This is a genomic window from Ruegeria sp. CL3 (assembly GCF_056536505.1).
Genome location: NZ_JBQFPT010000003.1, coordinates 344,713 through 355,889 on the forward strand (window position 1 = coordinate 344,713; position 11,177 = coordinate 355,889).

The 11,177-nt window shown below is 58.4% G+C and carries 11 protein-coding genes; 9 read left to right on the top strand and 2 right to left on the bottom strand.

What is annotated here, in order from left to right; translation table 11 throughout:
- The first annotated feature begins 3 nt into the window (after positions 1-3).
- On the top strand, positions 4-885 hold the full coding sequence (locus ACR0NO_RS06120) for a DMT family transporter (protein ID WP_480671558.1): 882 nt from the start codon (positions 4-6) through the stop codon (positions 883-885).
- Positions 882-1,745: a sugar kinase gene (locus ACR0NO_RS06125; RefSeq protein ID WP_480723318.1), complete on the top strand. Its 864-nt coding sequence runs from the start codon at positions 882-884 to the stop codon at positions 1,743-1,745. The genes ACR0NO_RS06120 and ACR0NO_RS06125 overlap by 4 nt, the downstream gene beginning before the upstream one ends.
- Here the strand turns inward: ACR0NO_RS06125 and ACR0NO_RS06130 are convergent.
- Together ACR0NO_RS06130 and uxaC are read right to left on the bottom strand one after the other, a co-directional pair.
- Positions 1,732-2,928 carry a mannitol dehydrogenase family protein gene (locus ACR0NO_RS06130; RefSeq protein ID WP_480723319.1) on the bottom strand — a complete coding sequence of 399 codons (1,197 nt, stop codon included), beginning with the start codon at positions 2,926-2,928 and terminating at the stop codon, positions 1,732-1,734. The two genes, ACR0NO_RS06125 and ACR0NO_RS06130, sit on opposite strands and share 14 nt — an antisense overlap.
- Positions 2,929-4,272, bottom strand: coding sequence for a glucuronate isomerase (gene uxaC / locus ACR0NO_RS06135; RefSeq protein WP_480723381.1), 1,344 nt, complete (start codon positions 4,270-4,272; stop codon positions 2,929-2,931).
- A 123-nt stretch (positions 4,273-4,395) separates the two neighbouring features.
- On the opposite strand from uxaC, the gene ACR0NO_RS06140 reads away from it, so the two are divergent.
- The 7 genes from ACR0NO_RS06140 (at position 4,396) to ACR0NO_RS06170 (ending at position 11,159) form a co-directional block, all read left to right on the top strand.
- A complete protein-coding gene (locus tag ACR0NO_RS06140) occupies positions 4,396-5,412 on the top strand; it encodes a Gfo/Idh/MocA family protein (RefSeq protein WP_480723320.1) in 1,017 nt (338 codons plus the stop codon).
- Complete coding sequence (locus tag ACR0NO_RS06145; protein ID WP_480723321.1) at positions 5,409-6,410, top strand: Gfo/Idh/MocA family protein; 1,002 nt, start codon at positions 5,409-5,411, stop codon at positions 6,408-6,410. The genes ACR0NO_RS06140 and ACR0NO_RS06145 overlap by 4 nt, the downstream gene beginning before the upstream one ends.
- Entirely contained in the window at positions 6,407-7,459 is a 1,053-nt protein-coding gene (locus tag ACR0NO_RS06150; RefSeq protein ID WP_480723322.1) for a Gfo/Idh/MocA family protein, read from the top strand. The genes ACR0NO_RS06145 and ACR0NO_RS06150 overlap by 4 nt, the downstream gene beginning before the upstream one ends.
- Entirely contained in the window at positions 7,456-8,637 is a 1,182-nt protein-coding gene (gene uxuA, locus ACR0NO_RS06155) for a mannonate dehydratase (RefSeq protein WP_480723323.1), read from the top strand. Before ACR0NO_RS06150 ends, uxuA begins: the two co-directional genes overlap by 4 nt.
- 224 nt (positions 8,638-8,861) lie before the next feature.
- Positions 8,862-9,752 (top strand): NAD(P)-dependent oxidoreductase, encoded by an 891-nt coding sequence (locus ACR0NO_RS06160; RefSeq protein ID WP_480723324.1) that lies wholly within the window; start codon positions 8,862-8,864, stop codon positions 9,750-9,752.
- A gap of 11 nt (positions 9,753-9,763) precedes the next feature.
- Positions 9,764-10,627 (top strand): sugar phosphate isomerase/epimerase family protein, encoded by an 864-nt coding sequence (locus ACR0NO_RS06165; protein ID WP_480723325.1) that lies wholly within the window; start codon positions 9,764-9,766, stop codon positions 10,625-10,627.
- 112 nt (positions 10,628-10,739) lie between these two features.
- Positions 10,740-11,159, top strand: a complete 420-nt coding sequence (locus ACR0NO_RS06170; protein ID WP_480723326.1) for a secondary thiamine-phosphate synthase enzyme YjbQ — start codon at positions 10,740-10,742, stop codon at positions 11,157-11,159.
- The last annotated feature ends 18 nt before the right edge of the window (positions 11,160-11,177 follow it).

Consider the following 11,177-nt stretch of genomic DNA (forward strand, 5'->3'; position numbering starts at 1 on the left):
TCGATGGCCGTCACCGCCAACCCCAATGCGGACCTGCCGCGCCTTGGCATCGTGCTGATGCTGACGGCGTGGCTGTTCTTTTCGCTGGTTGACCTTGGGGCCAAATGGTTGGCGTTGGCCGGCGTGCCGGCATTTCAGTTGGCGTTCATGCGCTATGCGGGGCACTTTGTGATCTCTGTGGGCGTGATCGCCAAGGGCGGGATTGAGGCCAGCCGGTTCAAGACCGACCATCCATGGCAGGTCATTAGCCGGGCCTTACTGCTGATCTCAGCAACCGTTTTCAATTTTTATGCCCTGCGGTTTTTACCTCTGACCGTCGTGTCGGCAATCATGTTCTCAAGCCCGGTCATCGTGTGCTTCCTGTCCGTTTTCGTGTTGAAGGAGAGAGTGGGCCCATGGCGTTGGGCGGCTATCATACTGGGCTTTCTGGGGGTGTTGGTTGTCGTGCGGCCGTTTGGTTCGGCCTTTCATCCGACCATGCTTCTGATCGTCTACAACGCAACCGCGCTGGCCTTGTATTCAATCATGACGCGCAGGCTATCCGGGGTTGTTGCCGTGGATACCATGCAATTCTACCTCGGGCTTACCGGGACGGTGGTCCTGCTGCCCTTCGCCATCTGGTTTTGGGTCCAGCCGGAAAACACGTGGAGCCTGATTGTCCTGATCAGTCTTGGCGTCTTTGGCTGGTGCGGGCATCAACTGCTGACGAACGCGCATCGGTTCGGAACGGCGAACCAGTTGATGCCATTCACCTATTCGTTCCTGATCTACGTTGCGATCTGGGGCTACCTTTTCTTTGACACGGTACCGGACGCATTCACGTTGGCAGGAGCTGCGTTGATCATGGTCGCCGGGCTCATCATCTGGAAAAGAGAAAAGAAATGACGCGAATTGCCTGCATCGGCGAAGCAATGATCGAATTGTCTATGCTGGACACCGGCGCAAAGGTGGGCGTTGCGGGGGATACGCTGAACACGGCCATCTACATGCACCGCGCCGCTCCTGAGCTGCAGGTGGAGTATGTGACATGTCTGGGCGACGACCCGTTCTCAGGGCGCATCGCCGACTTTATCGCCAGTCATGGCATCGGGACATCTGGCATCCGCATCATTCCCAACTCTTCTCCGGGACTATACGCGATCACGACATCTGCGAACGGTGAACGCAGCTTTACCTATTGGCGCAGCGAGGCGGCCGCCCGCCAGCTTTTTGCTGATCACGACTTCAGCTCGCTGAAAGGTTACGACGTGCTTTACTTGTCGGGGATTTCCGTGGCCATTCTTCCGCATTCGGTGAGGATTGCGCTTTTGGACTGGCTCGAAGGCGCTTCAGCCCGGTTGGTCTATGACAGCAACTTTCGTCCTCGTCTTTGGCATAGCGTCGAACACGCCCGGCAGATCAACCAACGGCTTTGGCAGCGCGCGGATATTGCCCTACCGTCCATTGACGACGAGATGGCGCTGTTCGGGGAAAGCGCGGATCAGGTGGCGGCACGATTTACCGATCATCACGGTGTCGGTGCCTTGAAACGCGGAGAGAATGGCCCTCTGTCCATCGGTCAGAACATTGACCAAACCTATGAACCTGCCAAAAATGTGCTGGACACCACAGCGGCGGGCGACAGTTTCAACGGTGGGTACCTCGCAGCCTTGCTTACGGGAAAATCGCAGGCCGAGGCCCTGATGGTCGGACACAATCTGGCGTCCACCGTTGTTCAGTTCCGCGGCGCGATCATTCCCGGATAAGTGGCGCGAGATCTTCGGCACCGACAAGGCCCAAAAGTGGCACTATCGGATCTGGCTGCTTGACGGCCGAGGCGATTTCCAACGCACAAGGATCGTTCAGCGCCCTGCTCTTGGCGGTCTCGGACATGCAATAGGAGATCCAGGCCCGCATCCCCGCAATCACCGCCTGAGAGCCGGTCTCACGGAGTGTGGGAACAAACCGATACAGCAGCTTCTGGCTGCCATCCATCGCGATTTGGTCCAGACGGTGCGCCAGCTCGGGGTTTTCAAAGCGGTGCAACAGAGCCTCGGCATAGTCTGGAACTTGTGCTTGCAGCGCTGCGGGCAGCGTTGCGCCCGCATCCCTCATCAACTGGGAAACCAACGGGCGCAAAACCGGGTCTCGAACCGCTTCGTGGACGTAGGTCAGGCCTCGCTCCAACCCGACATAAGCCAACAGGGAATGTGCTCCGTTCAACATGCGCAGCTTTCGCATCTCGTGCGGGGCTACGTCATCGACCAGTTGCACGCCCGGCCAATCCGGGTGAAGACCGGCGAAATTGTCTTCGATCACCCACTCCGAGAACGCCTCGGTCGGAACAGCCATAGGATCGCCGCTGATTGCGCGAACAGCGTCCGTGGTGGCCGGGGTGATCCGGTCGACCATCGCGTTTGGAAAGCGAACGGCATTCCAATTCACGTCCAGACTGGCTGCATTCGCAAAATCGGCAACGGCCGTTTCGAGCGTTTTGCCGTTTTCCATTCGGTTGTCGCAGCTTAGCACCGTCACAGGCTTGCGCCATCCCGCAAGGCCGAAAGCTAGAAACCCGATCAGCGTCGAAGGCCCCTGCCCCGCCAGATCGGCGGCAATCGCCGGGTCCTGAAGGTTCAGATTGCCCGCTGCGTCCAAGTGATAACCTTTTTCGGTGACGGTCGCCGAAATGATCTCGGCATCCGCCATCACATTGAAAATCTTGGCGCGATCCTCGGGCGCGACCAGAACGTCCCGCAGAGCTTTGATGCGCCGGACGCCCTGCCCCTGTACGCACAAATCGTACTCGAAACCTTGCCGGGCCAATCCATCGCGAACCGATGATGAACGCAGGCTGACGCCGACAACGTCCCATCCGCCCGCTTGATCGGTGTAGTCTAGCAAATGCGCCCGGGCGAAGTTTCCAAGGCCGAAGTGAAGAATAGTACCCATCTAGCTTTGCAATCCGTAAACCTGTTTCGCCAGATCGACCGCAAGCAACCGTGCAAGATGCTCGGCACTGTCCCGACCGAAGTAACCACGCCCAACCTGCTCGGCCAAATGAATCGCAACACCTCGTCGCCACAGATCGTGCCGCGCAGGAATGGACAGAAAAGCCCGCGTGTCGTCATTGAATCCGGCCAAATTGTAATATCCGGCCGTTTCAACCACCTGGTCGAAATACCGCGCAATCCCGGCTGGGCTGTCGTGGAACCACCAGGGCGGACCGATCCGAAGGCACGGCCAATGTCCCGCCATGGGGGCCAGTTCACGGGCATAGGTGCTTTCGTCCAATGTGAAGAGTATGATCCGCAGTTCGGGCGAGTTTCCGACCCGGTTCAACAGCGCCTCAAGGCCCGTGACCCAATCCATCGCGACTGGAATGTCGGCCCCCTTGTCCCGTCCGAAGTCCCGCATTACTGCGTCGTTCGTGTTGCGCTTGCTGCCCGCATGTATCTGCATGGTCAGACCATCATCGACAGACATCTTCGCCATTTCGATCAGCATATGCCCGTAGAACCGGCGAGCATCCTGTTCGGTCCCTTCCCGCCGTCTCAGCCGTTGGTACAGCGCATCCGGGTCTTCCAGCCACTCGGTCTGCACGCGTTCGATACCGTGGTCGGTGGCCGTGCAGCCCAGCTGGATGAAATAAGCCCGCCGCATACGCAGCGCGTTTAGGTAGCCATCATAGCTGCCCAGATCGCAGCCTGTCAGCTCGGCCAACTTGTTCAGGTTCTGCACGAACTCTGAGTCCGCCCCATCCAAAACCCCGTCTGGGCGGAACGTCGGAACAACCGGCCCGCCCCAACCGCTTGCTCGAATCTCCCGATGCTCCGCAAGGCTGGCGAGAGCGGAGTCTGTGGTGGCCAGAACCTCGATCCCAAACCGGTCGAACAAAGCCCTCGGGCGAAATTCGGGTCGCCCCAGCTTTTCGGCAATCTCTTCATAGATCAGGTCTGCCGAGCGCGAAGACAACTCCTCAGACACGCCCAGCGTTTCATGCAACACATAGTTCATCCAGATCCGGGACGGCGTTCCCAGAAACAGATGCCAGTGCTCGGCAAAGGTGCGAAACACGGCGCGAGGATCCTTCTTTCGCCCCTCTTCCCCAACGCCAAGTTCGGACAAGGGAACGCCCTGTGAATAGAGCATACGGAACACGTAATGGTCGGGAACCACAAGCAGCTCTGCCGGGTTGGGAAACGGCGCATCGGTTGCGAACCACCCCGGATCGCAGTGACCATGCGGAGACACGATCGGCAGGTCCTTGATGCCCAGGTACAGGTCTTCTGCCATCCCATTCAAATTACCAGTCAATTCCGCCTCCGATGCTGCTGCCCGCAATTGTTAACACAGTTTTTAATGGTTGCATCTTTCCCGTTCGAACCCGCAGACTGACCGGGTGATCCGGGGGAACGAATGAATATTGCGCTGATTGGTTTGGGGATGGTTTCGGGCACGCATGTCGCTGCCATTCAGGCATCGGAGCAAGGCCTCAATCTTGCCGGCGTCCTCGGGCGCAATCCTGAAAAAACAGCTGAGTTCGCGCAGCGAAACGACACCCGCGCGTTCAGCTCGGTCGAGGAAATCGCAAACGACTCAAACGTCGACTTTGCGATCATCGCAACCCCGCCCGATCAGCGCACAGAATTGGTTCGGGTTCTTTCGACCGCTTCGAAACCGATCCTGATGGAAAAGCCTATCGAAAGAACGCTGGACGCCGCGACAGCCATTGTCGAGCAGTGCGAGGTGTCTGGTGTGCCGCTGGGAATCGTCTTTCAGCACCGCGCCCGCGCCGCCTCGCAGGCGCTGAAATCCGTCATTGAAAAGGGTGCGTTGGGCGCGATCGCCACAGTGGAGATCCGTGTCCCCTGGTGGCGCGATCAGAGCTACTATGACGAGCCGGGTCGAGGCACTTATGCACGCGACGGAGGCGGTGTCATGATCTCGCAGGCAATCCACACGCTTGACCTCGCGATGTGGCTGCTGGGGCCGATCTCGGACATTCAAGCCATGATGAGAAAAACTCCGTTGCACGATCTCGAGGCCGAGGATTGGGCATGTGCAGTCTTTGAAATGGATAGCGGCGCGGTGGGAACTTTGATGGCGACTACTGCCGTATATCCTGGGGCCGCTGAGTCCATCACGATCCAGGGCATGCACGCCAAGGCGCATCTAGAGTCAGGTGTCCTGACCTTGACCACTTTCGATGGTCGGAAATCCACGGTTGGCGAAACGTCCGCCACAGGCGGAGGGGCTGATCCCATGGCGTTCACCCATGAATGGCACCAGACGGTCATCGAGGATTTCGCCAAGGCCATCGCCGGTAGAACGCAGCCCATGGCCACCGGACGCAGTGCCCTTTTGACCCACGCCGCCATCGACGCGATGCAGATCGCCAATCAAACCGGCCAGAAAACACGAGTCATCTCATGAGTCTGACCTGCGTCGCCCTTGGCCTGGACCACCGCCATATCTATGGCATGACGGAAAACATGCGCAAAATCGGAGTGGACTGCGTTGGCTATTGGACACAAGGCGATCCCGAAACGCTGGCGGGCTACGTCAAAAGGTTTCCCGATATTCCGCGGCTGGCTCGACTGGAAGACGCCCTAACTTGCGGGGCGGATTTAGCGCTTATTTCGGCAGTACCTGCAGATAGGGCCGCGCTAACGATCGGCGCCATGCAGAACGGCATGGACGTCATGAGCGACAAGCCGGGCTGCACGACTTTCGAACAACTCGACCAGATCAAGCGAACTGTCGCGGACACCGGTCGCATCTGGTCGGTGAATTTTTCCGAACGGTTTGAAACGGCCGTAAGCACCCGGGCGACCGAGTTGGTCGAGGCCGGTGCCATCGGGCGCGTAATCCAGACGGTCGGACTTGGCCCCCACCGATTGAACCGGGCAACCCGGCCGGAGTGGTTTTTTCAGCGTGACCGCTATGGCGGTATTCTGACCGACATCGCCTCGCATCAGATTGACCAATTCCTGCATTACACAGGTTCAAAAACCGCAGAAATCACAAACGCCTATGTGGCGAACTATGCAAACCCCAACGATCCCGGAATGCAGGATTTTGGCGAGGTCAATCTACGAAGCGAGAATGGCACCGGTTACATCCGGGTTGACTGGTTTACGCCGGATGCCCTTCCGAACTGGGGGGATGGTCGTCTGACGATCCTAGGAACCGAAGGCTATATCGAGTTGCGAAAATATGTTGATGTGGGTGGGGCCTCAGGGACGGACCATCTGATCCTCGTCAATGGTGAAACCTGCCAAAAGATCGACGCATCTGACGCCGGCCTTCCCTACTTTTCGCGCCTCGCCGATGACATCCGCAACCGGACGGAAACCGCAATGACGCAGACCCACTGCTTCACGGTCATGGAACTCGCGCTGCGCGCGCAGGAAATGGCGGAACGTAGATGATCAACGTTGCGATCCTTGGCGCAGGTATCGGTGCGCAACATCTGAGCGCACTGGAACGGCTTGACCGCGACTTCCGCGTAGCCACTGTGGTCGACCAGAATACGGACCGGATCGAACAGATTCGACAGAACTCGGATTTTCGATCTCTCACCAACATTCAGGACGCACTGGATGATCCGGCGATTGATGTCATCGACATCTGCCTGCCGCCGCATCTGCATGTACCGACCACCCTTGCCGCACTGGCCGCAGGAAAACACGTTGTCTGCGAAAAGCCTCTTGCGACCTCGATGCAGGATGTGGATCGGATCACGGAAGCCGCCTGCAGCGCGGGCAAGCATGTTTTTCCAGTTTTTCAATACCGGTGGGGGCCGTCACTGGCCCAATTGCGCCACCTGCAACGCGCCGGCCTGACCGGAGCAGTCCAAACGGCCGCGCTTGAAACCCATTGGTCCCGAGGGGCAGACTATTACGCGGTGCCGTGGCGGGGAACATGGGCCGGTGAACGCGGCGGCGCAGTGCTGGGCCATGCCATCCACAACCATGATCTGCTGACTCATATCGCGGGTGATATAGCCTGGGTGTCCGCAATGGCCACAACGCGGGTCAACCCGATCGAGACCGAAGATTGCGCAGCGATCTGCTTTGGCATGACTTCCGGAGCATTGTGCACAAGCAATATCACACTAGGCGCCGCCACGGACGAAACCCGCCTGCGGTTCGTCTTTGAAAAGGTGACCGCCACCTCAGGTACGGAACCCTATGCCCCAGGTCAATCGCCCTGGACATTCCTCGCGCGGGACCCGGTGGATCAAGCCGCTATCGACGAGGCTCTTGCGGCCGTCGCCGCCGAGCCAATTGGTTTCGAAGGCTTCTTTGCCGAAGTCGGCAAGGCACTGCGGTCCGAGGCAAATTCGGCCGTTACGCTGCAGGACGGCGCTGCGTCCATCGGCCTTGTGACGGCGATTTATCACGCGGCGCGCACCGGGCAGCGTGTTGCCCTTCCCATCAGGCCCGATCACCCGCTGTATGAAGGATGGCTGCCATGAAACAATGCTGGCGTTGGTTCGGACCCGATGATCCGATCGCCCTGGCCGATCTCCATCAAGTCGGAGTTCAGGGCATCGTCACCGCACTGCATCACATCCCCCCGGGACAACCCTGGGACGAACCGAGCATCGCCGATCGGCAGGCAGTTCTGGCTACTGCCGGGTACAGTTGGGACGTTGTCGAAAGCCTGCCCGTCTCCGAGGCGATCAAAACACAGTCCGCAGACATGGCTGAACATCTGCAGGCGTATAAGTCCAGCCTCAGGTCCCTGTCCGCCCGTGGCATCAAAGTCGTTTGCTACAACTTCATGCCAATCCTGGACTGGACGCGCACCGCCCTTCGCGCCCCGCAGCCGCACGGCGGAACGGCCATGCTGTTCGACCTGACCGATTTTGCTGTTTTCGACATACATATTCTCAAGCGACCGGGCGCGTCCGAAGACTATTCCAGCGTCGTCCAGCAAACGGCCAAGGATCGCTTCTTGCGCATGTCGGATGAATCCAAGGCCCAGTTGCAACACAATGTCACTGCGGGGCTGCCCGGCGCCAACGATCAGTGGAGCGTGCAGGACGTGCGCGCTTTGTTGCAGACCTATGCTCATATAGACCGTGACCGGCTTCGCGCAAACCTGATCGACTTCCTGTCAGAAGTCGCACCAGTCGCCCAAGAACTGGAACTACGCTTGTGCTGTCATCCGGATGATCCGCCGTTCTCCTTGCTTGGTCTGCCGCGGATCATGTCCAGTACCGATGACTACGGCGCCGTTCTGGATGCGGTTGATTTGTTGGCGAATGGCGCAACGTTGTGTACCGGATCGCTGGGAGTGTCCCCCGAATTCGATGGGCCGGACTTCGTGCGCAGGCATGGCGACCGAATTCACTTTGTCCATCTGCGGAATACCCAACGCATCGCCGGGTCAGACAGTCAGAAGCCGGACTTTTTTGAGGCCCCGCATTTGGAGGGCGACACCGACATCGTCGGCACCATTCGCGAGTTGATGAACGAACAACGCCGCCGCAAATCCCAGGGGCGGGACGACTGGCAAATTCCGATGCGGCCTGACCACGGACAAGAACTGCTGAGCGATCTCGGCGGACACAGCACTCCCGGTTATCCGCTGATCGGACGAATGCGCGGGCTGGCGGAACTACGCGGCATAGTGGCGGCGTTTTCCTGACGCGTCGGATCAGGCAGTTTCTTTCCGCCCGTAACACTTCTTTGCTTGCCTGAGCGCTGCATTCTTCGTTTACTTACGGCACGTAAACGGGCAGCGGGGTGTCTTCCGGACTCGCCCGACGTCTGCTCAAGACGCGTGAAACTCCCGCGAAAACCGATGCGATTGGGCATCATTTTTCGAAACGTCTGCCATACGGAAATGGCGGAAAAACGGGAGGATTCCAAATGAAAACAGCAGGCGTAATCGGTCTTGGTGACATGGGCAGCGGCCTTGCCAAGAACCTGATCAAGAATGGCTTTGAAACATCCGGTTTCGACCTGAGCGAGACACGCATGACGGCATTTACCGACATGGGCGGCCTGGCCAAGGACAGCGTGGGACAGGTCGGCCGTCACGCCGCCGCTGTGTTTGTCATGGTGATGAACGGAGATCAGGCCCGCGATGTCATTCTGGGTGAAAACGGGCTGGTTGCGAACATGGCCAAAGGCGGAACGGTCATCCTGTCGGCGACCATTACCCCGGCCGAAGCAAGCGCGATCGGGCAAGACATGGAAGGTTCGGGCATCCACCTGATTGACGCCCCAGTCTCGGGTGGGTTTCCCGGCGCGCAAAACGGCACATTGACGATGATGGCTGCCGGAGCTTCGGATGTGCTGGATCGAAATGCCGAAGTAATGCAGGCAGTGTCAGCTACCATTCATCGGGTCGGAGAAAACGCCGGCGCCGGGCAAACCGTGAAAGCTTGCCTCCAATCCCTTATCGGATCAATCTTTTCCGCTACATTCGAGGCTGCGGCCCTGGCGGCCAAAGCCGGTGTCAGCGGTCAGGCCTTGCTTGATGTGTTCTCGTCCTCCAGCGCCGGGTGCGGCGTCGTGAATAACGCCCTTGAAAACATCATTGATCGCAAGTTCGAAGCCACCGGCAGCCATATCGCTACCATGCACAAGGACCTAACGATCTCTCTCGCACTGGCCGGTGCGTTGGGCGTTCCCATGCACACAGCGTCATCCGCGATGCAGATCTTTCACGCTGGGAAAACCAAATACCCGAACGGCGACAACTGGGTCTGTACCCGCGTCATCGAAGAGATCGTTGACGCAGAATTGCATCGCTGAGAGGACCGGACATGAAATTAGGAGTGATTTGCGACGGCATTTCCCGCGATCTGCGGCATGCCGTGGACGTAATGGACGAATTCGGTCTGGACTATGCAGAGCTTCAATTCGTTGGCGATACGGAGGTCGGAGACCATTCCCCGCAGGAAATTGCCGAGATCGACGCACTCTTGCGCGACCGGGGCAAGCCTGTGTCTTGTCTGTCGCGCCATATCTTTGCAGGGATGACAGCTGCCAACAGACCCGGCGACGACCTGCACACTCGGCACATGGACGCTTTGAAACGAGTGATCGACATGGCTCATGTTGTTGGGTCTCCTCTTGTTCGGATCATGACACAACGAAAAGAGCAGATACTCTGGGGGAAAAACGGCGCCGAAAAGTGGAACGTAGCGCATGGGGTATGGGACTCGATGCCGCCTCTGATCGCGCCGGCAGTTGAACTGGCAAGAGCTGAGGGCGTGACGCTTGTCGTTGAAACCGGAAACGGCACCATGGTCAATTCCAACTACACAGCCCGCAGGCTGATTGACGAGTTGGACGCAAAAGACAGTTTGAAAGTGCTGTGGGACCCCGGAAACAACTGCTGGTGCCACGAATTGGCGTACCCGGACGGTTATGAAGAACTGCGCGGCGGCTACTTGGGTCACATTCACATCAAGGACGTAAAGGTCGACACGCCGAGGGCGACGCTGGAAGTGCGCCGCATGGGGGAAGGTCAGCTCGCGCCTCTGTTCCAACCCATCGCGGACGCGCTCAGATCCGACGGCTATGATGGCGTCATTTCCTTCGAGAGCGTTTATCACCCCGGCAACGGAAACTTCGAAGATGGTTTTCGTCTGTGCGTGGAAAAGTTCAAAAGCCTGTTTGCATAAGGGTACAGTCAATATGCGTTCAAAATCATATGTTTGAACCCTGCTACTAAAGGCCAAGTAGGGTGTAGAAAGCTGGGCGCGTTCGCGTGAAATCAACGAAAGGGCCTGCTGGATGAAGCAAGAGTTTTTTGACCTGTCCATTGAAACGCCCGGCAAATCCATCACCGACATCAGCGGGATGGTTCAGCGTGCGGTGTCCGAACATGAATTTGTCTCGGGCCTGCTGACCCTTTGGTGCGTCCACACGGGAGCTGCGCTGTTGGTGCAGGCCAATGCCGATCCCGAAGTGCTCAGGGATATCGAGACGTTCTTCGAGAAACTCGTACCCAAGTCACCAGGGAAGTATCACCACCGTCCGACCGAGGACGACAACGCTCCATCGCATCTGCGGGCGCTGTTGACGCAAACTCAGGTATCGATCCCGGTCGAACAGGGGCAGCTTCCTCTGGGCCGCGTACAAAGCCTATACCTGTTCGAACATCGAGAGGCGCCAAAAACCCGCCGATTGAAGGTGCACTACATCGGGACATGAGATTTTGGATTAAATGGG

Bases quoted from the DNA above. Each gene is read 5' to 3' on its own strand.
- ACR0NO_RS06165 (WP_480723325.1), top strand. From the start codon at position 9,764: ATGAAATTAGGAGTGATTTGCGACGGCATTTCCCGCGATCTGCGGCAT.
- ACR0NO_RS06170 (WP_480723326.1), top strand. From the start codon at position 10,740: ATGAAGCAAGAGTTTTTTGACCTGTCCATTGAAACGCCCGGCAAATCC.
- ACR0NO_RS06160 (WP_480723324.1), top strand. From the start codon at position 8,862: ATGAAAACAGCAGGCGTAATCGGTCTTGGTGACATGGGCAGCGGCCTT.
- uxuA (WP_480723323.1), top strand. From the start codon at position 7,456: ATGAAACAATGCTGGCGTTGGTTCGGACCCGATGATCCGATCGCCCTG.
- ACR0NO_RS06130 (WP_480723319.1), bottom strand. From the start codon at position 2,928: ATGGGTACTATTCTTCACTTCGGCCTTGGAAACTTCGCCCGGGCGCAT.
- uxaC (WP_480723381.1), bottom strand. From the start codon at position 4,272: ATGGCAGAAGACCTGTACCTGGGCATCAAGGACCTGCCGATCGTGTCT.
- ACR0NO_RS06120 (WP_480671558.1), top strand. From the start codon at position 4: ATGGCCGTCACCGCCAACCCCAATGCGGACCTGCCGCGCCTTGGCATC.
- ACR0NO_RS06140 (WP_480723320.1), top strand. From the start codon at position 4,396: ATGAATATTGCGCTGATTGGTTTGGGGATGGTTTCGGGCACGCATGTC.
- ACR0NO_RS06145 (WP_480723321.1), top strand. From the start codon at position 5,409: ATGAGTCTGACCTGCGTCGCCCTTGGCCTGGACCACCGCCATATCTAT.
- ACR0NO_RS06150 (WP_480723322.1), top strand. From the start codon at position 6,407: ATGATCAACGTTGCGATCCTTGGCGCAGGTATCGGTGCGCAACATCTG.
- ACR0NO_RS06125 (WP_480723318.1), top strand. From the start codon at position 882: ATGACGCGAATTGCCTGCATCGGCGAAGCAATGATCGAATTGTCTATG.